General features: G+C 58.9%; 28 protein-coding genes and 1 tRNA gene. 22 read left to right on the top strand and 7 right to left on the bottom strand.

Annotated features, from left to right (window positions below; genetic code table 11):
- Both J3P88_RS25240 and J3P88_RS25235 read right to left on the bottom strand, forming a co-directional pair.
- Positions 1-669: a DUF3885 domain-containing protein gene (locus J3P88_RS25240; protein WP_434572226.1), complete on the bottom strand. Its 669-nt coding sequence runs from the start codon at positions 667-669 to the stop codon at positions 1-3.
- A 126-nt stretch (positions 670-795) separates the two neighbouring features.
- Entirely contained in the window at positions 796-1,041 is a 246-nt protein-coding gene (locus J3P88_RS25235; RefSeq protein ID WP_434572224.1) for a barstar family protein, read from the bottom strand.
- A 635-nt stretch (positions 1,042-1,676) separates the two neighbouring features.
- On the opposite strand from J3P88_RS25235, the gene J3P88_RS25230 reads away from it, so the two are divergent.
- Complete coding sequence (locus J3P88_RS25230) at positions 1,677-3,290, top strand: colicin-like pore-forming protein (protein WP_434572222.1); 1,614 nt, start codon at positions 1,677-1,679, stop codon at positions 3,288-3,290.
- A 21-nt stretch (positions 3,291-3,311) separates the two neighbouring features.
- Here J3P88_RS25230 and J3P88_RS25225 read toward each other — a convergent pair whose 3' ends face one another.
- The 4 genes from J3P88_RS25225 to J3P88_RS25210 form a co-directional block, all read right to left on the bottom strand.
- Complete coding sequence (locus J3P88_RS25225; protein ID WP_434572220.1) at positions 3,312-3,650, bottom strand: colicin E1 family microcin immunity protein; 339 nt, start codon at positions 3,648-3,650, stop codon at positions 3,312-3,314.
- 363 nt (positions 3,651-4,013) lie between these two features.
- Positions 4,014-4,355, bottom strand: coding sequence for a hypothetical protein (locus J3P88_RS25220; RefSeq protein WP_434572218.1), 342 nt, complete (start codon positions 4,353-4,355; stop codon positions 4,014-4,016).
- A 156-nt stretch (positions 4,356-4,511) separates the two neighbouring features.
- The gene (locus tag J3P88_RS25215) at positions 4,512-4,841 is read right to left on the bottom strand and encodes a hypothetical protein (RefSeq protein WP_434572216.1); all 330 of its coding nucleotides are present in this window, start codon (positions 4,839-4,841) and stop codon (positions 4,512-4,514) included.
- Between the two features lie 197 nt (positions 4,842-5,038).
- Positions 5,039-5,123, bottom strand: a tRNA-Leu gene (locus tag J3P88_RS25210).
- Positions 5,124-5,231: 108 nt separating this feature from the next.
- On the opposite strand from J3P88_RS25210, the gene queA reads away from it, so the two are divergent.
- From queA to J3P88_RS25180, 6 genes are all read left to right on the top strand, one after another.
- Positions 5,232-6,281: a tRNA preQ1(34) S-adenosylmethionine ribosyltransferase-isomerase QueA gene (queA, locus tag J3P88_RS25205; protein ID WP_025211994.1), complete on the top strand. Its 1,050-nt coding sequence runs from the start codon at positions 5,232-5,234 to the stop codon at positions 6,279-6,281.
- 14 nt (positions 6,282-6,295) lie between these two features.
- Positions 6,296-7,411, top strand: coding sequence for a tRNA guanosine(34) transglycosylase Tgt (gene tgt, locus J3P88_RS25200; RefSeq protein ID WP_161951757.1), 1,116 nt, complete (start codon positions 6,296-6,298; stop codon positions 7,409-7,411).
- 43 nt (positions 7,412-7,454) lie between these two features.
- Positions 7,455-7,790, top strand: coding sequence for a preprotein translocase subunit YajC (gene yajC / locus J3P88_RS25195; RefSeq protein WP_007982729.1), 336 nt, complete (start codon positions 7,455-7,457; stop codon positions 7,788-7,790).
- 63 nt (positions 7,791-7,853) lie between these two features.
- Positions 7,854-9,722, top strand: coding sequence for a protein translocase subunit SecD (gene secD / locus J3P88_RS25190; RefSeq protein ID WP_186705394.1), 1,869 nt, complete (start codon positions 7,854-7,856; stop codon positions 9,720-9,722).
- Between the two features lie 9 nt (positions 9,723-9,731).
- Positions 9,732-10,646: a protein translocase subunit SecF gene (secF, locus tag J3P88_RS25185; protein WP_411386548.1), complete on the top strand. Its 915-nt coding sequence runs from the start codon at positions 9,732-9,734 to the stop codon at positions 10,644-10,646.
- 117 nt (positions 10,647-10,763) lie between these two features.
- Entirely contained in the window at positions 10,764-11,312 is a 549-nt protein-coding gene (locus J3P88_RS25180) for a glycine zipper 2TM domain-containing protein (RefSeq protein ID WP_018607449.1), read from the top strand.
- Between the two features lie 590 nt (positions 11,313-11,902).
- Here the strand turns inward: J3P88_RS25180 and suhB are convergent.
- Positions 11,903-12,721: a type III secretion system regulator SuhB gene (suhB, locus tag J3P88_RS25175; RefSeq protein ID WP_003185165.1), complete on the bottom strand. Its 819-nt coding sequence runs from the start codon at positions 12,719-12,721 to the stop codon at positions 11,903-11,905.
- Positions 12,722-12,865: 144 nt separating this feature from the next.
- On the opposite strand from suhB, the gene trmJ reads away from it, so the two are divergent.
- The 15 genes from trmJ (at position 12,866) to ispG (ending at position 24,823) form a co-directional block, all read left to right on the top strand.
- Positions 12,866-13,636 carry a tRNA (cytosine(32)/uridine(32)-2'-O)-methyltransferase TrmJ gene (trmJ, locus tag J3P88_RS25170; RefSeq protein WP_207966499.1) on the top strand — a complete coding sequence of 257 codons (771 nt, stop codon included), beginning with the start codon at positions 12,866-12,868 and terminating at the stop codon, positions 13,634-13,636.
- Between the two features lies 1 nt (position 13,637).
- Entirely contained in the window at positions 13,638-14,414 is a 777-nt protein-coding gene (gene cysE / locus J3P88_RS25165) for a serine O-acetyltransferase (RefSeq protein WP_434572212.1), read from the top strand.
- Positions 14,415-14,665: 251 nt separating this feature from the next.
- On the top strand, positions 14,666-15,157 hold the full coding sequence (gene iscR / locus J3P88_RS25160) for a Fe-S cluster assembly transcriptional regulator IscR (protein ID WP_018611583.1): 492 nt from the start codon (positions 14,666-14,668) through the stop codon (positions 15,155-15,157).
- 50 nt (positions 15,158-15,207) lie between these two features.
- Positions 15,208-16,422, top strand: a complete 1,215-nt coding sequence (locus tag J3P88_RS25155; RefSeq protein ID WP_186705397.1) for an IscS subfamily cysteine desulfurase — start codon at positions 15,208-15,210, stop codon at positions 16,420-16,422.
- 43 nt (positions 16,423-16,465) lie between these two features.
- Positions 16,466-16,852, top strand: coding sequence for a Fe-S cluster assembly scaffold IscU (gene iscU / locus J3P88_RS25150; protein ID WP_003185157.1), 387 nt, complete (start codon positions 16,466-16,468; stop codon positions 16,850-16,852).
- 25 nt (positions 16,853-16,877) lie between these two features.
- Positions 16,878-17,201, top strand: a complete 324-nt coding sequence (gene iscA, locus J3P88_RS25145) for an iron-sulfur cluster assembly protein IscA (RefSeq protein WP_003185155.1) — start codon at positions 16,878-16,880, stop codon at positions 17,199-17,201.
- A gap of 8 nt (positions 17,202-17,209) precedes the next feature.
- Positions 17,210-17,731, top strand: coding sequence for a co-chaperone HscB (gene hscB / locus J3P88_RS25140; RefSeq protein ID WP_060739093.1), 522 nt, complete (start codon positions 17,210-17,212; stop codon positions 17,729-17,731).
- A 50-nt stretch (positions 17,732-17,781) separates the two neighbouring features.
- On the top strand, positions 17,782-19,644 hold the full coding sequence (gene hscA, locus J3P88_RS25135) for a Fe-S protein assembly chaperone HscA (protein WP_434572209.1): 1,863 nt from the start codon (positions 17,782-17,784) through the stop codon (positions 19,642-19,644).
- A gap of 3 nt (positions 19,645-19,647) precedes the next feature.
- Positions 19,648-19,989, top strand: a complete 342-nt coding sequence (fdx, locus tag J3P88_RS25130; protein WP_207966503.1) for an ISC system 2Fe-2S type ferredoxin — start codon at positions 19,648-19,650, stop codon at positions 19,987-19,989.
- Between the two features lie 13 nt (positions 19,990-20,002).
- Positions 20,003-20,203, top strand: a complete 201-nt coding sequence (gene iscX, locus J3P88_RS25125) for a Fe-S cluster assembly protein IscX (protein WP_250964533.1) — start codon at positions 20,003-20,005, stop codon at positions 20,201-20,203.
- A gap of 87 nt (positions 20,204-20,290) precedes the next feature.
- Complete coding sequence (ndk, locus tag J3P88_RS25120) at positions 20,291-20,716, top strand: nucleoside-diphosphate kinase (protein WP_063322853.1); 426 nt, start codon at positions 20,291-20,293, stop codon at positions 20,714-20,716.
- Between the two features lie 28 nt (positions 20,717-20,744).
- Positions 20,745-21,893 carry a 23S rRNA (adenine(2503)-C(2))-methyltransferase RlmN gene (gene rlmN / locus J3P88_RS25115; RefSeq protein WP_186705401.1) on the top strand — a complete coding sequence of 383 codons (1,149 nt, stop codon included), beginning with the start codon at positions 20,745-20,747 and terminating at the stop codon, positions 21,891-21,893.
- A gap of 12 nt (positions 21,894-21,905) precedes the next feature.
- A complete protein-coding gene (pilW, locus tag J3P88_RS25110) occupies positions 21,906-22,664 on the top strand; it encodes a type IV pilus biogenesis/stability protein PilW (protein ID WP_053118628.1) in 759 nt (252 codons plus the stop codon).
- Positions 22,664-23,710, top strand: a complete 1,047-nt coding sequence (locus J3P88_RS25105; protein WP_434572206.1) for a RodZ domain-containing protein — start codon at positions 22,664-22,666, stop codon at positions 23,708-23,710. The genes pilW and J3P88_RS25105 overlap by 1 nt, the downstream gene beginning before the upstream one ends.
- Before the next feature lie 3 nt (positions 23,711-23,713).
- Positions 23,714-24,823 (top strand): flavodoxin-dependent (E)-4-hydroxy-3-methylbut-2-enyl-diphosphate synthase, encoded by a 1,110-nt coding sequence (gene ispG / locus J3P88_RS25100; protein ID WP_003185136.1) that lies wholly within the window; start codon positions 23,714-23,716, stop codon positions 24,821-24,823.
- The last annotated feature ends 19 nt before the right edge of the window (positions 24,824-24,842 follow it).

Below are 24,842 nucleotides of genomic sequence, written 5' to 3'. Positions count from 1 at the left end.
TTACTTGAAGCGCTTGTTGCCTGACGGGCCAGAAGGTGGGGAAGGGGGGACCGATGCGAACGTGCTATCCATCTCTGCACGGTCATAGTCCAGCAAATATTCTTGATGCTGACAGTACAACTGCCTGAGTAGCGTTTCGTTAGGCCCAACGACATCCATGCCTCTGTCGTCATAGGGAAAGACCATAACGCCCTGCAGCAGGTTGAAGAGATACAAAATGCAGTTGAATTGCGGTTGGATCGGCGCGAGGTCTTTGGCTAGGGCTCCCCATAGCAACGTCTCAAGGCGGGAGATGGGGAGTTTGAAAGCGAGATTGATCCAATACTCTGGCTGATCTGCGCTGTACCACTCGTCAGCGGCTATATCCTCGCGCCAGATTGAACACGTAGAGGGAATGAGTATCCCGGCTGATCGCAGCGCGCGAAGTTCTGGCCTGTGGATGAAATGGCTTGCGTCAGCGTAGGCGCGCAGACAGACGACAAGCTCGTCTTCGCCGTGGAAGATGTCGTTACAGATCTTTGTAGCCTTGCGGTGCGCGGTTAGAAACTGATCGATCACGCCGCCGGGTTCGGAGAGTTCAAAGCGCAGGCCGCCGGGATAGGAATAGAACAGTGGTCTGGCGAACGTGTTGTTGCCAAAGATTCGTTCGATTTCGATTTGTAGATTCACGTGTGTCCTTGGCCGCTCTTCAACCGTTTCCATGGTTTGGGTGGTGCGATGGGATGTTACGACGCCTCGGATAGTGGGTCGATGACCTTGGGTGTCGCACCGCCAGCCGTCGCCGCGTTCTTGCGTTCAGTCGAACTCTACGTTTGACGCGAACGATGGATACCCAAGGCTCAGGTCTTCGAGGCATTTTTGCATGAGCTCAGCATCTTTGGGTAAGCGCCTGGATAACGCATCCCACCCGGAAATTTTCAGGTGCACGGGCATTTCCACCAGTCCTGTGATTGCGTCCCAGAAGGCATCCCAGTTACAGCCGTACCGGCCGGGGAAGCCGAGCGCATCGCTCAGGGTGGAATGGAGTTCGTTGGCACTCATCACTCCGTTTAGATCAATCTGCACAAGCTGTGGGCGGGTCTCTGTTCAAGCCTCGAAACGTTCGACAGCTATAACAATCTGGCAAGCGGGAATGACTGTCTAGGTTATTACGGAAAGCGTTAATCGCAGTAATAGATGTAAGGTTCGTTTACCCGCCATGTGCCAGTCACAGAATATCGGGAAAATTTCTGAGCATGATCGCCGGAGCATGAAGCCCCTACATCGCCTGTGCGCCTCGTCGATGACACCACGGAAACCCACGTCGGATACAAGCCAATTGAGAAGGGTAGATGAGGCCTGTCCCCTATGGTGCTTCCACACTCAGCTTGTCATCCCCTGAACCTTACAGAGGGTCATGGGGCTTTATGACATCACTCAATGCCTAATTCGTGGCTCCATGGGGTGCATTCCGATGGAGTAAGCGAGCCTGGGAAGCTAGGTTTCGCATCAAGATATGCATAAATGCATATTTTTGTTGATTTCACGACTGTGTTTTTGTACAGTCTTTTTGCCTTGTTCGATCCCAGCCCCAACAGGCTGAGGGGAACACAGACACGGAAGCCGCAGGTCTCGATAGAGACCTTAACAGTGCTGATATCCCACTGATCAACAGTGTGATCTCATATTAGGAGAACATGATGTCTACAAACGGAACCATGGAATTACCCCCAATCATAATCACACCTAACCCCCCGCCGCCGCAGCCGCCCAAACCGATACCAGGTGGTGGTTATGTTGCGAAACCCCAACCATGGGTTAAGGGAGTCGGACCCATCACTAAGCTTAGTGACCTGGGAATAAATCTAAATCACGACAGTGCGGGAACGACCATATTTGTGGTGGCTGCCGGCTCCTTAAAAAAAATTGAAGATGTATACAAAGCCAGTGTGCCAAATATTCCCGCCAGTCTTGAAATGCAAATTAACGCAACCACTGGATCAAATACTAATGAGTCGCTAGAGGGGCTGAAGAAAAAAAAGGCTTCGATTGACGCCCTTTTACTGGCCAAGCAAGCTGAGATTAAGAGTGATACTGTAAAATCCAGTGCTTTTTTTGGAAGGGCTTTTTTAAGTAAGGATTTTAAGCAGAACGGAGTAGACTTTGTTAATAGAAGTTACTCTCATCGTGATAAAGATGCATACTATAATCTTTTTATCGCGGCTGGTACTGCGGCTTACAATGTTAAAGTTTTAACTGAGGAGATTAGAATTCTCACTGCGAAAACTAAAGCTTTCACGACGAAAATTGCCGTAGCCCAAGCGGCAGAAAATAAGGCCAAAGCCGAAGCTAAGCGGCTGGCGGAAGAGAAGGCCAAAGCCGAAGCTAAGCGGCTGGCGGAAGAGAAGGCCAAAGCCGAAGCTAAGCGGCTGGCGGAAGAGAAGGCCAAAGCCGAAGCTAAGCGGCTGGCGGAAGAGAAGGCCAAAGCCGAAGCTAAGCGGCTGGCGGAAGAGAAGGCCAAAGCCGAAGCTAAGCGGCTGGCGGAAGAGAAGGCCAAAGCCGAAGCTAAGCGGCTGGCGGAAGAGAAGGCCAAAGCCGAAGCTAAGCGGCTGGCGGAAGAGAAGGCTAAAGCCGAAGCTAAGCGTTTGGCAGAGGAGAAGGCCAAAGCTGAGGCCGAAGCTAAGCGTTTGGCGGAGGAGAAGGCCAAAGCAGAAGCTGAGGCTAAGCGGTTGGCAGATGAGAAGACCAAAGCAGATGATGAGTTAAAGGGCGCTATTAAATTTACTGCTGATTTTTACAAAGATATTAGTGGGAGGTTTGGCACACAGATGTCAGCTTTAGCTCAGCAAATGACTGATGATGCGAAAGGTAAAGTACTGCGAAGCGCTGATGAAGCTTTACGAGCGTTCGATCAGTACAAGGATAATCTGAACAAAAAATTTAGTGTCGCTGATCGGACGGCAATTGCTAACGCTCTTGAGTCGTTAGATAGGGGCGAGCTGGCAAAGAACCTAAATGTTTTTAGTAAGGCTTTTGGGTACGTGGGGAAAGCTATTGATGCCATGGATTTGCTCGTCGAAATCAAAAAAGGCTATGAGACGGGTGACTGGAACAGTACGGTTTTGAAAGTTGAAACCCTATTTGCCGGCGCGGCGGCAACTGGACTGATAGCATTTGCGTTCGGTCTAGCAGTTACCACACCTATGGGTATTATTGCATTTGGTCTAGTTATGGCGTTGGTTAGTGCGTTTATTAATGATGCGCGTGTAAAAATGTTCAATGATGCTCTTGATTCTGTTTTGAGTCGATAAGAGCAAAGGAGAGTGGTCTATTTAGACCACTCTCTTCAATCCAAGATATATTAAAAAGCTGCCCCCCAAAGGTATTGCTGTAATCATGCATATGAAAAAATATATGACGTACAGTCCGTTTTTTCCGGGGCTTTCAGTCAATAAACCAGTTGTCCAAAATTCACGGCTTGTAAAGCGCAAGCATGTATTTTCAATAAGCTTTCTGGAGAAGGGGAAAAGAAAAGTGCTGCAGAGGCATGTGATTAGATAGAACAGGTTTGTTGTTTCGTATAAGGGCTCTTTGTAAAACCAAACGATTAAACCCAGTGCGAGTAAGCTGAGTGAGATTAATAGGTTGCTAAAATAATATTTTTTGTTCAAAGAGTACCTCGAGTATCATGCTGGGGGGGCTACTTGAAGTCTTGCTTGGGGGGGTTTAATGTTTGCAAGTTTTGAATGCTGAGTTTGATACTGTATAAGTATGCAGTTATTAAGGGGTGGCGTCAGTTCCTTCTGGTGTCTATATGGTGTCGCTATTCTACGCGGGGCACCCTAACAATCTCAAGACTCAAACTGGCGGTATTCATGCTCTTGGTCCACCGCAGGCGGCATATATCGAGAAAGGGAGATGGTTGAATTGTGGGCTTATGGATGCTTCATTTCTTCTAAATGTATCCGAATGCGATGGTCGGAGCACGAAACTCGTCTCTGAGCGCACGGTATGAATCCACATGCACGGCATTTTCAGTGTTTGAAATCCGACAAAACAAACGAAGTACAGCTTGTAAGATAAACCTCAACCTTCTCCAGCGACGGCATCACCTCGCTACACGACTCGGTACGCTCCCCGTCAGTCTCTCGAATCAGGCTGACGGTATACCCGCCCTCAACCCGCCGCAGGGTGCCAACGAATTTAACCGCACGACCTTGTTCGTCACTCAACAACGTAGCGCTCAGCTCCTTCTCTGGCAAGGCTTGCTCCGTTCGCCTCATCAGTGCCTTACGCTTCGCGGCGTAATCTTTCGCGGCGATCGCGCCGAAAATCGCGGCGGCGATCCAGAAGAGCATTTCCAGGTTGCTCACCATTCGCCGTTTCGCTTCATGGGTTTCGGTTAGCCAACTGCCTATCGCTGTGATGATGTCGTCCCTGGTTGCCTGCGTAGGAGCGTGTTTTGGCTGTTGGATCTGCAACGCGGAGCATCGCGGTATGCGTTACCACGCGGAACGTGCGAGCGCTGGGGTTTATAGAATATCTTTCACGTAACCGTTAAGCGCGATGAGCGGAGCGTAAAGATCGTCCATTTTCTGCACTGCGTTGAAGTCCGCAGCCAAACGATGCAGCTCTCGGCCCAGCACTGTATCCACCCCACCCACCGCCCCCAACGCTAAATCCAGGCATCGACTGATTTCGCCCTGAATCCCGGCCACATCGCCCCGCCGTATCAGCAACTCAAAAATCTCCCGGTCGCAACTGCCCATCAACGGATCATCCCGCAGGATCGGGCTGTGGCCTTCTGTCTCATAGGCCAGTTTGAGGGAATAGAGAGCGACCGTTTCCAGCAGCAATTCCATGGGGTGAAATCCTTTGTGACTGGGTGGGGAGGGTGTGGCCACTCGGAGCATCGGTGGGTGCAGTGACATTTTTGTGAGCGCTTCGCGCTCAAGCGGGAGCAAGCTCCCTCGCCACGAGGATTGTGGTGTTCCTGGAGGTGGATCACTTTCCTGCAGACGAAAAAAAAGACCTTGAATTTCAAGGTCTTTCTTTAAGATGGTGCCCCGAGGGAGACTCGAACTCCCACTCCTTTCGAAAACGGATTTTGAATCCGCCGCGTCTACCAATTCCGCCATCAGGGCTCAATGGCGGCGAAGTATAGAGAGGTGCCTACCGTTGGTCAATCACGTTTCATGGTGAATTTTTAATATTTCCGCTAGACTTTCCGGCCCTGCTAGACGAACCCCATCATGCGTGTTGCTGACTTTACCTTCGAACTCCCGGATTCGCTGATCGCTCGCCACCCGCTGGCCGAGCGGCGCGCCAGTCGACTGTTGACCCTGGACGGGGTCAGCGGTGCCATGGCTCACCGTCAATTCACTGATTTGCTCGAGCATTTGCGCCCGGGCGATTTGATGGTGTTCAACAATACCCGGGTGATTCCGGCGCGTTTGTTCGGCCAGAAGGCCTCCGGCGGCAAGCTGGAGATTCTGGTGGAGCGGGTGCTGGACAGTCATCGGGTGCTGGCCCATGTGCGGTCGAGCAAGTCGCCCAAGCCCGGTTCGTCGATTCTGATCGACGGCGGCGGTGAGGCGGTGATGGTGGCGCGGCATGATGCGTTGTTCGAGCTGGAATTCGCCGAAGAGGTGTTGCCGCTGCTCGACCGTGTCGGGCACATGCCGTTGCCTCCTTATATAGACCGCCCGGACGAAGGTTCGGACCGCGAGCGTTATCAGACCGTGTACGCCGAGCGCCTGGGGGCGGTGGCGGCGCCGACGGCGGGGCTGCATTTTGATCAGCCGTTGTTGGAGGCGATTGCGGCCAAGGGCGTGGAGACGGCGTTCGTGACGCTGCACGTCGGCGCCGGGACGTTCCAGCCGGTGCGCGTGGAGCGCATCGAAGACCATCACATGCACAACGAATGGCTCGAAGTGAGCCAGGAAGTCGTTGATGCCGTGGCGGCCTGTCGCGCCCGCGGTGGGCGGGTGGTGGCGGTGGGGACCACCAGTGTGCGGTCTTTGGAAAGCGCTGCGCGCGATGGCGTGCTCAAGCCGTTCAGTGGCGACACCGATATCTTTATCTACCCGGGCCGGCCGTTTCATGTGGTCGATGCCCTGGTCACCAATTTTCATTTGCCCGAATCCACGCTGTTGATGCTGGTTTCGGCGTTCGCCGGTTATCCCGAAGCCATGGCCGCCTACAAGGCCGCCGTCGAGCATGGGTACCGCTTTTTCAGCTACGGTGATGCGATGTTCATCACCCGTAACCCCGCGCCACGCGGGCCCGAGGAAACCGTATGAGTCGCACCTGTCGCATGTCCTTCGAGTTGCTTGCCACCGATGGCAAGGCTCGTCGCGGACGCCTGACCTTCCCCCGCGGAACCGTGGAAACCCCTGCGTTCATGCCGGTGGGCACCTACGGCACGGTCAAGGGCATGCTGCCGCGTGACATCGAGGCGATTGGCGCGGAGATCATCCTCGGCAACACTTTCCACCTGTGGCTGCGCCCGGGCATGGAAGTGATCAAGGCCCACGGCGACCTGCACGATTTCATGCAGTGGAAAGGCCCGATCCTGACCGACTCCGGCGGCTTCCAGGTGTTCAGCCTGGGCGCGATGCGCAAGATCAAGGAGGAGGGCGTGACCTTCGCTTCTCCGGTGGACGGTTCCAAGGTATTCATGGGGCCGGAAGAGTCGATGCAGGTGCAGCGCGACCTGGGCTCGGACATCGTGATGATCTTCGACGAATGCACGCCGTACCCGGCCGATGAAGACGTGGCGCGGGTGTCCATGGAGCTGTCGTTGCGCTGGGCCCAGCGGTCGAAGAATGCCCATGGCGAGAACACGGCGGCGCTGTTCGGCATCGTCCAGGGCGGCATGCACCGCGACTTGCGCATGCGCTCCCTCGAAGGCCTGGACAAGATCGGCTTCGACGGCCTGGCGATTGGTGGCCTGTCGGTGGGTGAGCCGAAGCACGAGATGATCAAGGTGCTCGATTACCTGCCGGGCGAAATGCCGGCTGACAAACCTCGTTACCTTATGGGCGTTGGCAAACCGGAAGATCTGGTTGAGGGTGTGCGCCGCGGGGTGGACATGTTCGATTGCGTGATGCCAACCCGTAATGCCCGCAATGGGCATCTGTTCATCGACACCGGTGTGCTGAAGATCCGTAACGCGTTCCATCGCCATGATGATTCGCCGCTCGATCCGACGTGCGATTGCTATACCTGCCAGAACTTCTCCCGCGCTTATCTGCATCATTTGGACAAGTGCGGCGAAATGCTCGGCAGTATGCTCAATACCATCCACAATTTGCGCCATTATCAGGTGCTTATGGCTGGTTTGCGCGAGGCTATCCAACAGGGTACATTGGCCGCCTTTGTCGAGGCCTTCTATGCCAAGCGCGGGTTGCCTGTTCCGCCTTTGGACTGAGTTTTCCGATCCCTAGATTCAATACTTGCAACTGGAGTGCTAAATGAGCTTTTTTATCTCTAACGCCATGGCTGACGCGGCTGCACCGGCTGCCGGCCCTATGGGCGGTGGTTTCGAGTGGATTTTCCTGGTCGGCTTCCTGGTCATCTTCTACCTGATGATCTGGCGTCCACAGGCCAAGCGCGCCAAAGAGCAGAAGAACCTGCTCAGCAGCCTGCAAAAAGGTGATGAAGTGGTCACCACCGGCGGCATCGCTGGCAAGATCACTAAAGTGGCTGATGACTTCGTGGTACTGGAAGTGTCCGACACTGTTGAAATGAAGTTCCAGAAGGGCGCCATCGCGGCCACGCTGCCAAAAGGCACGCTGAAAGCGATCTAAGTAACCACTTCTTTTCAATCGACGGGGCGCGCAAGGCGCCCCGCGTCATAAGCGGGCGGCGTGATGCTGAACAAATACCCTCTGTGGAAATACCTACTGATCCTGGCGGTGCTGGCGGTCGGTGTGATTTATTCCGCTCCCAATCTATACCCGGATGACCCGGCCATTCAGGTCAGTGGCGCAAGCACTGCGCTGCAGGTCACCCAGGCCGATCTGGACCGTGCGAGCGCTGCGCTCAAGGCGTCCAATATCGATGTGAAGGCTGCGTCCATCGCCGAAAACGGCAAGGGCGGCCTGTTGCGCCTGGTCAAGGCTGAAGACCAACTGCCAGCCAAGGATGTGGTGCGCAAGGCGTTGGGCGACGATTACGTTGTGGCCCTGAACCTGGCCCAGACCACGCCGCCGTGGCTGCGCAAGCTGGGCGCCCACCCAATGAAGCTGGGCCTGGACTTGTCCGGTGGTGTGCACTTCCTGCTGGAAGTGGACATGGAAAAAGCCCTCGACGCACGCCTGAAAGTCTACGAAGGCGACGTCAAGAGCCTGCTGCGTAAAGAGCGCCTGCGTTATCGCAGCCTGCCGCAGTTCGAAGGTGCCATTCAGCTGGGCTTCAGCGATGAAGATGCCCGCGAACAGGCCCGTGCGCTGGTGCGCAAGAATTTCAACGATTTCGACATTGTACCGGCCGACCTCAATGGCCAACCGGTGCTGCGTCTGGCGATGACCCCGGCCAAGCTGGCGGAAATCCGCGAGTACTCCATCAAGCAGAACTTGACCACGGTACGTAACCGCGTCAACGAGCTGGGTGTGGCCGAGCCGATCGTGCAGCGCCAGGGCGCCAACCGCATCGTGGTTGAGTTGCCGGGCGTGCAGGACACGGCCGAAGCCAAGCGTATCCTCGGCAAGACCGCCAACCTGGAATTCCGCCTGGCCGCTGAGCCGGGTGCGTCCAAGGCCACTTCCGAGAGCTTCGAGTTCCGTGAAGGCGGTCGTCCGGCGGCGCAGATCGAGCGTGGCCTGATCATCACCGGTGACCAGGTGACCGACGCCCAGGCGGGCTTCGACGAGCAGGGTCGTCCGCAGGTGAACATTCGCCTGGACGGTCATGGCGGCGAACTGATGAGCCGCGCCACGCGCAGCAACGTCGGTCGCAGCATGGCGGTGATCTTCATCGAGCAGAAGCCGACCACCACCTACACCAAGCAAGTGGTCAACGGCGTCGAGAAAGACGTACCGGTCCAGACCTTCAAGGAAGAGAAGAAAATCATCAGCCTGGCGACCATCCAGTCGCCACTGGGCAGCCAGTTCCGCATCACCGGCCTGAACGGCCAGGGCGAATCCTCGGAACTGGCCCTGCTGCTGCGTGCCGGTGGCCTGGCCGCGCCGATGTACTTCGCTGAAGAACGCACCATCGGCCCGAGCCTCGGTGCCGACAACATCACCAAGGGCGTCGATGCATCCCTGTGGGGCATGCTGTTCGTGTCGCTGTTCATCATCGCCATCTACCGCTTCTTCGGCATCATCGCCACGGTTGCGCTGGCGGTGAACATGGTGCTGCTGCTGGCCCTGATGTCCTTGCTGGGCGCCACGCTGACCCTGCCGGGTATCGCCGGTATCGTCTTGACCATGGGCATGGCGGTGGACGCCAACGTGCTGATCTTCTCGCGGATACGTGAAGAGATCGCCGCGGGCATGTCGATCCAGCGGGCAATCAACGAAGGCTTCGGCCGCGCATTCACTGCGATTATCGACTCCAACCTGACCACGTTGCTGGTCGGCGGGATTCTCTTTGCCATGGGCACCGGCCCGGTCAAGGGCTTCGCAGTGACCATGTCCCTCGGGATCTTTACCTCGATGTTCACAGCCATCATGGTGACCCGTGCAATGGTCAACCTGATTTATGGTGGTCGTGACGTCAAGAAGTTGTGGATTTAAGGGGCTGCCATGTTACGTACAATCAACTTCATGGGCGTTCGCAACATTGCGTTCGGCGTCACATTGTTCCTTACGGCCCTGGCGTTGTTCAGCTGGGCCACCAAGGGCCTGAACTACGGCCTGGACTTCACCGGCGGTACGCTCATCGAGCTGACCTACGAGCGTCCGGCCGACGTCACCAAGGTGCGTGAGCAACTGGCGTCGTCGGGCTATGCCGATGCCATCGTGCAGAGCTTCGGCGCGACCACCGATTTGCTGGTGCGCATGCCGGGTGAAGACCCGCAATTGGGCCACCAGGTAGCCGAAGCCTTGCAGAAGGCTGGCGGCGACAACCCGGCCCAGGTCAAGCGCGTGGAGTTCGTCGGCCCGCAAGTGGGTGAAGAGCTGCGCGACCAGGGCGGCCTCGGCATGCTGTTGGCCCTGGGCGGCGTGATGCTCTACCTGGCTTTCCGCTTCCAGTGGAAGTTCGCGGTGGGCGCCATTATCTCGCTGATCCACGACGTGATCGTGACCGTGGGCATCCTGTCGTTCTTCCAGATCACCTTCGACTTGACGGTGCTGGCGGCGGTGCTGGCGATCATCGGTTACTCGCTCAACGACACCATCGTGGTGTTCGACCGGGTGCGTGAGAACTTCCGCGTGCTGCGCAAGGCATCCTTGGTCGAGAACATCAACATCTCGACCACCCAGACCCTGCTGCGGACCATGGCGACGTCGATCTCCACCTTGCTGGCGATTGTCGCGCTGCTGGTGTTTGGTGGTGACAACCTGTTCGGTTTCTCCATTGCGCTGTTCATCGGTGTGATGGCGGGTACTTACTCGTCGATCTACATCGCCAACGTGGTGTTGATCTGGCTGAACCTGAGCTCCGAGGATCTGATTCCTCCTGCGGCCACTGACACCGAGGTGGACGACCGCCCGTAAGGCTCGGCTTTCCGTCCGTCACCGCTGAAAAGGCGCGAGTTGAACTCGCGCCTTTTTTTATGCTCCAAGGCTGGGAGAAGCGCGGATTATTCCGCTTGTGATGGTCAGGAGGTTCAAGTGAACAAATCGATGCTGGTTGGTGCGGTATTGGGTGCTGTCGGTGTAACAGCCGGTGGTGCGGTCGCCACCTACAGCTTGGTAAAAAGTGGCCCTGAGTATGCGCAAGTATTGGCCGTGGAGCCGGTCAAGACCCAGATCAAGACCCCGCGTGAAGTGTGCAAGGACGTCACCGTGACTCGGCAGAAGCCCGTCCAGGACCAGCACCAGATCGCCGGCACCGTGCTCGGTGCTGTGGCCGGTGGCCTGTTGGGCAACCAGATCGGCGGCGGCAACGGCAAGAAGATCGCCACCGTGGCGGGTGCGGCCGGTGGTGGTTATGCCGGTAACAAGATCCAGGAAGGCATGCAGGAACGCGACACCTATACCACCACCCAGACTCGCTGCAACACGGTCAATGACATCAGCGACAAGGTTGTGGGCTACGACGTTCGCTACATGCTCGATGGCAAAGAAGGTAAGGTCCGCATGGACCGCGACCCGGGCAACCAGATCCCGGTGAGCAAGGAAGGCCAACTGATCCTGGGCCAGAACGAACCGGCCCAGTGATCCAACCGCTATAAAAAAAGCACCCTTCGGGGTGCTTTTTTCATGCCCACAGTTCACGCGCCACCCCGAAACCCCTGTGGGAGCGAGCTTGCTCGCGAAAGCGGTGGTTCAGCTTGCATCAATGCTGGATATGCCGCCGCCATCGCGAGCAAGCTCGCTCCCACATTGAATCTGCGGTGGGCACAAATCTTATGCCTACCCCAAATTTCCCTGTGGGAGCGAGCTTGCTCGCGAAAGCGGTGGCTCAGCTTGCACCGATATTGAATGTGCCGGCCTCTTCGCGAGCAAGCTCGCTCCCACAGTGGGTCTGCGGTGGGCACAAATCTTATGCCTACCCCAAATCTCCTTGTGGGAGCAAAGCTTGCTCGCGATAGCGGTGGCTCAGCCTGCATCCATGTCCAAGGTGTAATCCATTGTGGCGAGGGAGCTTGCTCCCGCTGGGCTGCGCAGCAGACCCAAGGTCTTGCGGTCGCTGCGCAACCGAGCGGGAGCAAGCTCCCTCGCCACAATGTCCGCCTCTGAGGTGGGTGGTGGTGTGAAACAGGCATAAAAAAAGCACCCCGAAAGGTGCTTTTTTCTAACCGAACTACCTAACGCTTCAACGAAGCCGGCAAGTGCGGCTGGATAGCCGTCAGCACAGCTTTGAAGCATTTGGTGTTGCCGGCAACGATGTGGCCTTTCTCAAGGAAATCATGGCCGCCGGTGAAGTCACTCACCAAACCACCGGCTTCCTGGATCAACAGGGCGCCTGCGGCCATGTCCCATTCGGACAGGCCCGACTCCCAGAACGCATCGAAACGGCCAGCAGCCACATAAGCCAGGTCCAGGCTCGCAGCGCCGGCGCGGCGGATGCCGGCGGTCTGGCCGACCAGGGCGCGGAACATGCCCAGGTAGTTGTCCAGGTTGTCCATCTGGTCGTCACGGAACGGGAAGCCGGTACCCAGCAGGGCGCCGTCCAGGCTGGTGCGGCCGCTGACGCGCAGGCGACGACCGTTCAGTTGGGCGCCACGGCCACGGCTGGCGGTGAATTCTTCCTGGCGAACCGGGTCCAGCACGACGGCGTGTTCCAGGCGGCCACGGTATTTGCAGGCGATGCTGACCGCGAAGTGAGGAATGCCGCGCAGGAAGTTGGTGGTGCCGTCCAGCGGATCGATGATCCACAGGTACTCTTCGCCTTCGATGCCAGTACCGGCGTGCATGCCGGTCTCTTCACCGAGGATGGAGTGGTTTGGGTAAGCCTTGCGCAGGGCGTCGACGATTTTCTGTTCGGCGGCGCGATCGACCTCGGACACATAGTCCTTGGCGTCTTTTTCATCGACCTTGATGGTATCCAGGCGCTCGATGGAGCGGAAGATCAGTTCACTGGCGCTGCGGGCGGCGCGCAGCGCGATATTCAGCATGGGCTGCATGGATGTGTCACCTAAGGTTGTTAAAGAAAGCCGCGCATTCTATCAGAAAGTTTTCTCAGGAGAAGGTTGGTGTTCGCTTTCATAGCTTAACGGTAGGTGCTTAGGTAAGATTTGCTCCCTTTATCGTGTTCGAGAGCGCCTCCCTTGTTGCAGAACATTCGTGTCGTCCTGGTCAATACCAGCCATCCGGGTAACATCGGCGGAGCTGCGCGGGCCATGAAGAACATGGGCCTGTCGCGCCTGGTGCTGGTCGAGCCGCGCTTGTTTCCCCATCACGAAGCCGATGCCCGGGCCTCCGGCGCCGGTGACATCCTTGCCAGCGCCCAGGTCGTCGCCACCCTGGAAGATGCCCTGGTGGGTTGCAACCTGGTGCTCGGCACCAGCGCCCGCGACCGCCGCATCCCCTGGCCGCTGCTCGACCCCCGCGAATGCGGCACCAAAGTGGTCGAGGAGGCCGCGCAAGGCTTCGAGATCGCCCTGGTGTTCGGTCGTGAAGACTCCGGCCTGACCAACGACGAGCTGCAGCGATGTCACTTTCACGTGCATATCCCTTCCGACCCCGAGTTCAGTTCCTTGAACCTGGGGGCGGCGGTGCAGGTGTTGAGCTATGAAGTGCGCATGGCTTGGCTGGCGGCCGAAGGCAAGCCCAGCAAAGTCGAAAAAACCGAGGTGACGTCGCCGCGCAGTGAGACACTGGCGACCATGGACGAGTTGGAACGATTCTTCGAACACCTGGAGCAGACCCTGGTGGACATCGAATTCCTCGACCCGGAAAAGCCGCGGCACTTGATGGCGCGCCTGCGTCGGTTGTATGGACGAAGCTCGGTGAGCCGGGCGGAGATGAATATATTGCGCGGCATCCTCACGGAAACCCAGAAAGCGGCCCGTGGCGAGCTGATTAAGCGGAAGAAATAAAATGTTCGAACGTTTGCGTGAAGATATCCAAAGCGTTTTCCATCGTGACCCGGCGGCGCGCAATGCCTTTGAAGTGCTGACCTGCTACCCGGGCATGCACGCCATCTGGATCCATCGCCTGTCCGGCGCTTTGTGGGGCATGGGCTGGAAGTGGTTGGCGCGGCTGGTCTCGAACTTCGGCCGCTGGCTGACCGGGATCGAGATCCACCCGGGTGCCAAGGTCGGCCGCCGCTTCTTCATCGACCATGGCATGGGCATCGTCATAGGTGAAACCGCCGAGATCGGCGACGACGTGACGCTCTACCAGGGCGTGACCCTCGGCGGCACGAGTTGGAACAAAGGCAAGCGCCACCCAACCCTGGAAGACGGCGTGGTGGTCGGTGCCGGCGCCAAGGTGCTCGGGCCGTTCACGGTCGGGGCGGGGGCGAAAGTCGGTTCCAACGCCGTGGTGACCAAGGCCGTGCCGCCGGGCGCGACCGTGGTGGGCATTCCGGGACGGATCATCGTCAAGTCCGATGACGAGCAGGACGCCCGCCGCAAGGCCATGGCCGAGAAGATCGGCTTCGACGCCTACGGTGTCGGCGAAGACATGCCCGACCCGGTCGCCCGCGCCATCAACCAGTTGCTCGATCACCTGCAAGCCGTCGATGGGCGCCTGGAAGGGATGTGCGGCGCCCTGAAGGACCTGGGCAGTAATTACTGTGCCAAGGACCTGCCTGAACTGCGCGAGGAAGACTTTGCGTGTGTGAAGGACAAGGATGAGACCCAGGCCGGTTGAAACCCTGCCGGCCTCATCGCGAGCAAGCTCGCTCCCACATTGGATCCCTGCCGCCCCGCAGATCCCTTGTGGGAGCGAGCTTGCTCGCGAAGAACGATAACGCGGTATAGCTGGTCGTTAGCCGCCTACCTTTGCTATCATTCGCGCGCTCTTTCGCGGGTAAACCCGAGTAAAGCACTAGGTCTTATACTTGACTTAAATACTCGGGAATTGCATACTCGCCCCCATTCCGAACTCCGTGGTAATTGTCCATGCGACTGACTACAAAAGGCCGATACGCCGTGACCGCAATGCTGGATCTGGCATTGCATGCGCAGCACGGGCCGGTGTCCCTGGCCGATATCTCCGAGCGCCAGGGCATTTCTCTGTCCTATCTTGAACAGCTGTTCGCCAAGCTGCGCCGTAGCAACCTGGTTTCCAGCGTTCGCGGCCCCGGCGGCGGCTACCAGCTGTCGCGCGACATGCAGGGCATCCAGGTCGCCCAGGTGATCGATGCGGTGAACGAATCGGTCGATGCGACCAAATGCCAGGGCCTTGGCGACTGCCATGGCGGCGATACTTGCCTGACCCACCACTTGTGGTGCGACCTCAGCCTGCAGATCCACGAGTTTCTAAGCGGTATCAGCTTGGCTGACCTTGTAACTCGCCGTGAGGTGCAAGAAGTAGCCCAGCGTCAGGACCAGCGCCGTTGCAATAGCAAGACGCTGCACCTGGACAAGATTGAAGCGTCCGCCGTCGAATGACCGCCGCAGAGCACGCGGAACGCCAGCCAGCCTGATTTAGGAGAGAGTCCATGAAATTGCCGATTTACCTTGATTACTCAGCGACCACCCCGGTTGATCCGCGTGTTGCGCAAAAAATGAGTGAATGCCTGCTGGTCGACGGAAACTTCGGCAACCCGGCGTCCCGTTCCCACGTGTTCGGCTGGAAGGCTGAAGAGTCGGTGGAAAACGCCCGTCGCCAGGTCGCCGACCTGGTCAACGCCGACCCGCGTGAAATCGTCTGGACCTCCGGTGCCACCGAATCCGACAACCTGGCAATCAAGGGTGTCGCGCATTTCTACCACACCAAGGGCAAGCACCTGATCACCTCCAAGATCGAGCACAAGGCTGTCCTGGACACCATGCGCCAACTGGAGCGTGAAGGCTTCGAAGTCACCTATATCGAGCCCGGTGAAGACGGCATCATCACCCCGGCCATGATCGAAGCCGCCCTGCGCGACGACACCATCCTGGTCTCGATCATGCACGTGAACAACGAAATCGGCACCGTCAACGACATCGCCGCCATCGGCGAACTGACCCGTTCCAAGGGCGTCCTGTTTCACGTCGACGGCGCGCAGTCCACCGGCAAGGTCGACATCGACCTGTCCAAGCTGAAAGTCGACCTGATGTCATTCTCGGCCCACAAGACTTATGGCCCTAAAGGCATTGGCGCGCTGTACGTCAGCCGCAAGCCGCGTGTTCGCCTCGAAGCGACCATGCACGGCGGCGGTCACGAGCGTGGCATGCGTTCCGGCACCCTGGCGACCCACCAGATCGTCGGCATGGGCGAAGCCTTCCGTGTGGCCAAGGAAGACATGGCCGCCGAGAACGTACGCATCAAGGCCCTGAGCGACCGTTTCTTCAAGCAGGTCGAGCACCTCGAAGAACTCTACGTCAACGGCAGCCTGACCGCCCGCGTACCGCACAACCTGAACCTGAGCTTCAACTACGTTGAAGGCGAGTCGCTGATCATGGCGCTCAAGGATCTGGCCGTGTCGTCCGGTTCGGCGTGCACCTCGGCGTCGCTGGAGCCTTCGTACGTACTGCGCGCCCTAGGCCGCAACGACGAACTGGCCCACAGCTCGATCCGCTTCACCTTCGGCCGTTTCACCACCGAAGAAGAAATCGATTACGCTGCGCAGAAAGTCTGCGAGGCCGTTACCAAGCTGCGCGCTCTGTCGCCGCTGTGGGACATGTACAAAGACGGCGTCGACATCTCGAAAATCGAATGGGCGGCGCACTGAGAAGTCGCCACCAGAGCGGCTCCACTGATGAGGATTGAAGCAAATGGCATATAGCGAAAAGGTCATCGACCACTACGAGAACCCGCGCAACGTCGGCAAGATGGACGCGCAGGATCCTGATGTCGGCACCGGCATGGTCGGCGCTCCGGCGTGCGGCGACGTGATGCGCCTGCAGATCAAGGTCAACGAGCAAGGCATCATCGAAGATGCCAAGTTCAAGACCTATGGCTGCGGTTCCGCCATCGCGTCCAGCTCCCTGGCCACCGAGTGGATGAAGGGCAAGACCCTTGATGAAGCCGAAACCATCAAGAACACCCAGCTGGCCGAAGAACTGGCCCTGCCGCCAGTGAAGATCCACTGCTCGGTACTCGCCGAAGACGCCATCAAGGCCGCCGTTCGCGATTACAAGCAGAAGAAAGGCTTGATCTGATCCGCGTTACGGTAAGGAGTTTTCCATGGCTATCCAGATGACAGAAGCGGCAGCTAACCATATCCAGCGCTCCCTTGCGGGGCGCGGCAAGGGCGAGGGTATCCGCCTGGGTGTTCGCACCACGGGCTGTTCTGGCCTCGCCTATGTACTGGAATTCGTCGACGAAGTGGGCGAAGACGATCAGGTGTTCGAGAGTCATGGTCAGAAAGTGATCATCGACCCGAAAAGCCTGACGTACCTGGACGGCACCGAGCTGGATTTCGTCAAGGAAGGGTTGAACGAAGGCTTCAAGTTCAACAACCCCAACGTGCGCGGTGAATGTGGCTGCGGCGAAAGCTTCAACATCTGAGGCGGCTTGTGGGTACTCCTTGTCATTTTGCGTTGTTCCAGATGCAGCCGGCGTTCCAGCTGGATCTCGAGCAGTTGTCCGCGCGTTACCTTGAACTGGCCCGTGGCGTCCATCCCGACCGCTTTGCCGATGCTTCCGAGGCGGAGCAGCGGCGGGCGCTCGAGCAGTCGGCGAACCTCAACGAGGCTTACCAGACGCTCAAGCATCCGGCCAAGCGCGCGCGTTACCTGCTCGCCATCAGCGGCCATGAGTTGCCGCTGGAGGTCACGGTCCATGATCCCGAGTTTCTGTTGCAGCAGATGCAATGGCGCGAAGAGCTCGAGGACCTGCAGGACAGCGCCGACCTGGCCGGTGTCGCGGTATTCAAGCGCCGCTTGAAGGACGCCCAGCAAACACTGAACGAAAGCTTCGCAGCCTGCTGGAACGATGCCGCGCAACGCGAACAGGCCGAGCGCCTGATGCGGCGCATGCAGTTCCTCGACAAGCTCACCTACGAAGTGCGCCAGTTAGAAGAGCGCCTCGACGATTAACCCAGTGCCGCTCCGGTCGCACGCCTGATTACAGATAAGTCCTGATTACGATGGCCCTACTGCAGATCGCCGAACCCGGCCAAAGTCCACAACCGCACCAGCGTCGCCTGGCTGTCGGGATCGACTTGGGTACCACCAATTCCCTGGTCGCTGCCTTGCGCAGCGGTCTTTCCGAACCGCTGGCCGACGAGCAGGGACGGGTGATCCTGCCGTCCGCCGTGCGTTATCACGCCGACCGCGTCGAAGTGGGCGAGTCGGCCAAGCTGGCCGCCGCCACTGACCCCTTGAACACCATTGTCTCGGTCAAGCGCTTGATGGGTCGTGGCCTGTCCGACGTCAAGCAATTGGGCGACCAGCTGCCGTACCGCTTCGTCGGTGGCGAGTCCCATATGCCGTTCATCGAAACCGTGCAGGGCCCGAAAAGCCCGGTCGAGGTTTCCGCCGACATCCTCAAGGTCCTGCGCCAGCGCGCCGAAGCGGCGTTGGGTGGTGAGTTGGTGGGTGCGGTCATCACCGTCCCGGCCTATTTCGACGACGCCCAGCGCCAAGCCACCAAGGACGCGGCCAAGCTGGCCGGCCTGAACGTGCTGCGCCTGCTCAACGAGCCGACCGCTGCGGCGGTCGCGTATGGTCTGGACCAGCATGCCGAAGGCCTGGTCGCCATCTACGACCTGGGCGGCGGTACGTTCGATATTTCGATCCTGCGCCTGACCGGCGGTGTCTTCGAAGTCCTGGCCACCGGTGGCGACAGTGCCCTGGGCGGCGATGACTTCGACCATGCCATCGCTGGCTGGATCATCGAGCAGGCGGGCTTGTCCGCCGACCTCGACCCCGGTGCGCAACGCCACCTGCTGCAAACCGCCTGCGCCGCCAAGGAAGCCTTGACCGACACCGCCACGGTTGAAGTGGCTTATGGCGAGTGGAAAGCCGCGCTGACTCGCGAAGCCTTCGATGCCCTGATCGAGCCCATGGTCGCCCGTAGCCTCAAGGCCTGCCGCCGTGCGGTGCGTGATTCCGGCGTGGAGCTGGAAGACGTCAAGGCCGTGGTCATGGTCGGTGGTTCGACCCGCGTGCCTCGGGTTCGCGAAGCCGTTGCCGAGGCCTTTGGCCGCCAGCCGCTGACCGAAATCGACCCGGACCAGGTGGTGGCCATCGGCGCCGCGATCCAGGCCGATACCCTGGCCGGCAACAAGCGTGACGGCGGCGAACTGCTGTTGCTCGACGTGATTCCGTTGTCCCTGGGGCTGGAAACCATGGGCGGCCTGATGGAGAAGGTGATTCCGCGCAACACCACCATCCCGGTTGCCCGCGCCCAGGACTTCACCACCTACAAAGACGGCCAGTCGGCCATGATGATCCACGTGCTGCAAGGCGAGCGTGAACTGATCAGCGACTGCCGCTCCCTGGCCCGCTTCGAGTTGCGCGGCATCCCGGCCATGGTTGCCGGTGCGGCGAAAATCCGCGTGACCTTCCAGGTCGACGCCGACGGCTTGCTCAATGTTTCCGCCCGCGAACTGGGTTCGGGCGTGGAGGCGAGCATCCAGGTCAAGCCGTCCTATGGCCTGACCGACGGCGAAATCGCCAAGATGCTCAAGGATTCCTTCCAGCACGCCAGCGACGACAAGGTCGCCCGTGTACTGCGCGAGCAACAGGTCGATGCCCAGCGCCTGATCGAAGCCGTGCAAGGTGCCCTTGAGGCCGACGGCGACCGGTTGCTCGACGCTGAAGAGCGCATGGTCATCGAGCTGCAGATGCAGGAATTGTCCGAATTGATGAAAGGCACCGATGGTTATGCCATCGAGCAGCAGACCAAGCGTCTGTCGCAGGTCACCGATGCCTTTGCTGCCCGCCGCCTGGACTCGACGGTGAAAGCCGCCCTGGCGGGGCGCAACCTGAATGAAATCGAGGAATAACTGATGCCGCAGGTGATTTTTCTGCCCCACGAGAAGTTCTGTCCGGAGGGCATGGTCGTGGAGGCTGAGCCCGGGACTTCCATTCTCGAACTGGCCCATGAGCACCATATCGAGATAGAGAGTGCCTGTGGCGGCGTCTGTGCTTGCACGACGTGCCATTGCATCATTCGTGAGGGCTTCGATTCGCTGGAAGAGGCAGACGAGTTGGAAGAAGACTTCCTCGATCGGGCCTGGGGGCTGGAGGCACAATCGCGCCTGAGCTGCCAAGCTATCGTCGGCACCGAAGACCTGACCGTCGAAATCCCGAAATATTCGCTTAACCATGCGGCCGAAGCGCCGCACTGATGGTGACACTGTCATGAGCTATGGTTGGAATGATGTACAACGCATCGCAGAAGAGTTGGCTGAGGCCAAGCCGGACGTGAATCCGTTGACCGTTAATTTTGTCGATCTGCAGCACTGGATCATGGAGCTTCCCGATTTCGACAGTACCTCTGGCCGTTGCGGCGAGAAGGTCTTGGAAGCGGTCCAGGCGCTCTGGATTGAAGAAATCGACTGATCGCCTCGCAGGTTAGGCAATACCTAAGAACCCGCGTATAATTCGCGGGTTTAATTTTTCGTAAATTACCGTTTCTGGAGTTACACCATGGCTGTTCAACGTACTTTCTCCATCATCAAGCCTGACGCCGTTGCTAAAAACGTGATCGGCAAGATCGTTACCCGCTTCGAAGACGCTGGCCTGCGCGTTGTAGCTTCGAAAATGAAGCAACTGTCCAAGGCCGAAGCCGAAGGCTTCTACGCTGAGCACAGCGAGCGCGGTTTCTTCGGTGAGCTGGTTGCCTTCATGACTTCCGGTCCGGTTGTCGTTCAGGTGCTGGAAGGCGAAAACGCTATCGCTCGCAACCGTGAGCTGATGGGCGCTACCAACCCTAAAGAAGCTGCTGCCGGCACCATCCGTGCTGACTTCGCTGAATCCATCGACGCCAACGCCGTCCACGGTTCGGACTCCGAAGCCGCCGCTGCTCGCGAAATCGCCTACTTTTTCGCTGCTACTGAAGTAACCACTCGCTAAGCATTGGCTTAAGAGTGAAGGTGAATCCATGACTACATCGACTGTTAAAACCAATCTGCTGGGGCTGACCCAGCCGGAAATGGAGAAATTCTTCGACTCGATCGGGGAGAAGCGTTTCCGTGCCGGTCAGGTGATGAAATGGATTCACCACTTTGGCGTCGACGACTTCGACGCCATGACGAATGTCGGCAAGGCCCTGCGCGAGAAGCTCAAGGCTGTTGCCGAAATTCGCGGCCCCGAAGTGGTCAGCGAGGACATCTCCAGCGACGGCACCCGTAAGTGGGTGGTGCGCGTGGCGTCCGGCAGCTGCGTCGAGACCGTCTACATTCCCCAGGGCAAGCGCGGCACCTTGTGCGTTTCGTCCCAGGCAGGCTGTGCCCTGGATTGCAGTTTCTGCTCCACCGGCAAGCAAGGCTTCAATAGCAACCTCACCGCCGCCGAAGTGATCGGCCAGGTGTGGATTGCCAACAAATCCTTTGGCAGCGTCCCGGCGACCGTCGACCGTGCCATCACCAACGTGGTGATGATGGGCATGGGTGAGCCGCTGCTGAACTTCGACAACGTCGTCTCCGCCATGCACTTGATGATGGACGACCTGGGCTACGGCATTTCCAAGCGCCGCGTGACCCTGTCCACCTCCGGCGTGGTGCCGATGATCGATGAGCTGGCCAAGCACATCGATGTCTCCCTGGCGTTGTCGCTGCACGCACCCAATGACGCATTGCGTAACCAATTGGTGCCGATCAACAAGAAATATCCGCTTAAGATGCTGCTCGAGTCGTGCCAGCGCTACATGTCGTCCCTGGGCGAAAAGCGCGTGCTGACCATCGAGTACACGCTGCTCAAGGATGTGAACGACAAGGTCGAACACGCGGTCGAGATGATTGAGCTGCTCAAGAACATCCCGTGCAAGATCAACCTGATCCCGTTCAACCCGTTCCCGCATTCCGGGTACGAGCGTCCGAGCAACAACGCGATTCGTCGCTTCCAGGATCAGCTTCACCACGCTGGCTTCAACGTCACCGTGCGCACCACCCGCGGCGAAGATATCGACGCCGCCTGTGGCCAATTGGTAGGACAGGTGCTGGATCGCACCCGTCGCAGCGAACGCTACATTGCCGTGCGTGAGTTGAACGCCGCGGACGATGCGGTGCAAAACGCTGCGAACAGTCACTAAGAGAGGATCTCTATGTCCCTGCGCTTCGCGCTCGTTTTGCTGTTGGCCGGCCTTTGTTCCGGTTGCGTCCTGTCGGGTGACTACAACCCGATGAAGACCAGCAAAGGGCGCGACGAAGCACGTGTGGCCTATGTGCAACTGGGCATCGGCTACCTGCAACAGGGCATGACCGAACGGGCCAAGGTACCGCTCAAGAAAGCCCTGGAGCTGGACGATTCCGACCCGGATGCCAACGCGGCCCTGGCCCTGGTGTTCCAGGCCGAGATGGAGCCGGAACTGGCCGACCAGCATTTTCGCAAGGCGCTGTCTGGCCGGCCGCAAGACGCACGGATCCTGAACAACTACGGCAGCTTTCTTTTCGAGCAGAAACGCTACAAGGAAGCCTACGAGCGTTTCGAGCAGGCTGCCGCCGATACCCTTTACCCTGAGCGCTCGCGGGTGTTCGAAAACCTCGGCATGACCGCCGCGCAGCTCGGCCAGCGTGACCTGGCCCGCCAGCAGTTGGAAAAGGCGCTACGGCTCAATCGCCAGCAACCGCGGGCGCTGCTGGAAATGGCTGAGTTGTCCTACGAAGACAGGCATTATGTGCCCGCGCGTGACTATTACGAGCGTTTTAGCCTGCTGAGTGAGCAAAATGCACGTAGTCTATTGCTCGGCGTTCGGCTGGCACATGTGTTTGAAGATCGCGACAAAGCTGCAAGCTACGGCTTGCAACTCAAAAGACTCTATCCCGGTACGCCGGAATATCAGCAATACCTGTCGGAGCAATGATGAAAGCGGCGCATCCCGAAGTTGTAGCAGCGACTCGCGTAAATCCCGGTGAGACCCTGCGTCAAGCCCGCGAAAGCAATGGTTGGTCGCTGGCCGAAGTGGCCCTCAAGCTCAATCTCACCGTGGCTTCCCTGGGCAACCTGGAAGCGGGCGCGTTCGACAAGCTGCCTGGGCACACCTTCGCCCGCGGCTATATCCGCGCCTATGCCAAGCTGCTCGGCATGGATCAGACCGTACTGGTCCAGCAATTCGATCAATACACCGGTTCCGATGCCCAGGGCAGCAACGTGCACAGCCTGGGGCGCATCGAGGAGCCGGTTCGCGTTTCCCACACCATTTTGCGAATCGTCAGCCTGTTGCTGCTGATTGCGGTGATCGGTGGCGGTTTTGTCTGGTGGCAGGACCAGGCTTCCTTGCGCAACAAGGAGCCGGTCGCCATGAACCCCGAGCACGTCGAAGTCGAGGGCGCTGACGGCACCACCCAGATCCATCCATTGGACGAGCCGGAAGACCAGGCGGTTGTCGAAGGCCAGGCCGAAGGCGAAACCGCCCTGGCGTTGCCTCAAGGCCAGGATAGCGGCGAAGCCGATGCTACCGCTGGCGCCGAGCCGACCGTGCCATCCGCTCCGGCGCCAGCTCCTGCGCCGGCCGCACCGACCGCGCCGGCCCACGCGGGCACTGCGCCGGCTGCTCCCGCCGCACCGGCGGCTCCAGCGCCAGTTCCCGCCACGCCAGCACCAACCGTTGCTGCGCCGAGCGTACCGGCTGCTCCTGCAACCCCAGCGGCCCCGGCCCCTGCACCCGGTGATGGCCAGGTACAAATCCAGTTCACCGCCGACTGCTGGACGCAAATCACCGACGGCAACGGCAAGGTGCTGTTCAGCGGCCTCAAGCGCAAGGGCGACAACACGGCCGTCAACGGCAAGCCGCCGTTTGCCGTACGCCTGGGTTATGCCCGTGGCGCGCAGGTCAGCTACAACGGCCAGCCAGTCGACATCGCTCCGTTCACCAGTGGCGAGACCGCTCGCCTGAAGTTGGGTCAATAAGTCATGCACGGCGAATCTCCAATCAAGCGTCGCGAATCCCGGAAAATCTGGGTCGGTAACGTGCCCGTGGGCGGCGATGCGCCAATCGCTGTGCAGAGCATGACCAACAGCGACACCAACGACGTGGCCGCCACGGTCGCCCAGATCAACCGCCTGGAAGCCGCCGGTGTCGACATCGTGCGGGTATCGGTGCCGGACATGGACGCCGCCGAGGCGTTCGGCAAGATCAAGCAATTGGTCAAGGTCCCCTTGGTCGCCGACATCCACTTCGACTACCGCATCGCCTTGCGCGTGGCCGAGTTGGGCGTCGATTGCCTGCGCATCAACCCGGGCAACATCGGTCGCGAAGACCGTGTGCGTGCCGTGGTGGATGCCGCGCGCGACCGGGGCATCCCGATCCGCATCGGCGTGAACGCCGGTTCCCTGGAAAAAGACCTGCAAAAGAAATACGGCGAACCGACCCCGGCGGCGCTGGTGGAATCGGCGCTGCGCCATGTGGAGCACCTCGAACGCCTGAACTTCCAGGACTTCAAGGTCAGCGTGAAGGCGTCCGACGTGTTCATGGCCGTCGAAGCCTACCGTCTGCTGGCCAAGGAAATCGTCCAGCCGCTGCACCTGGGCATCACCGAAGCCGGTGGGTTGCGCTCGGGCACGGTGAAATCCGCCGTCGGCCTCGGTATGCTGCTCGCCGAAGGGATTGGCGATACCATCCGCATCTCGTTGGCGGCTGACCCGGTCGAGGAAGTGAAAGTCGGCTACGACATTCTCAAGTCCCTGCACCTGCGTTCCCGTGGCATCAACTTCATCGCCTGCCCGAGTTGCTCGCGGCAGAACTTCGATGTGGTCAAGACCATGAACGAACTGGAAGGGCGCCTCGAAGACCTGCTGGTACCGCTGGATGTCGCGGTGATTGGTTGCGTGGTCAACGGGCCGGGTGAAGCCAAGGAGGCCCATATCGGCCTGACGGGCGGTACGCCGAACCTGATTTACATCGACGGCAAGCCGTCGCAGAAACTGACGAATGACAATCTGGTGGATGAGCTGGAACGGCTGATTCGCCAGAAAGCGGCCGAAAAGGTCGAAGCCGACGCAGCGGTCATCGCGCGCGGTTAAGTCGAAAGATTAAGGAATA

It is taken from the genome of Pseudomonas sp. Z3-6, from assembly GCF_051131985.1.
In the GTDB taxonomy this organism is placed as follows: domain Bacteria; phylum Pseudomonadota; class Gammaproteobacteria; order Pseudomonadales; family Pseudomonadaceae; genus Aquipseudomonas; species Aquipseudomonas zanjanensis.
Note: the sequence above shows the minus strand (reverse complement) of the source record. Positions and strands in the feature narration are given on the sequence as shown.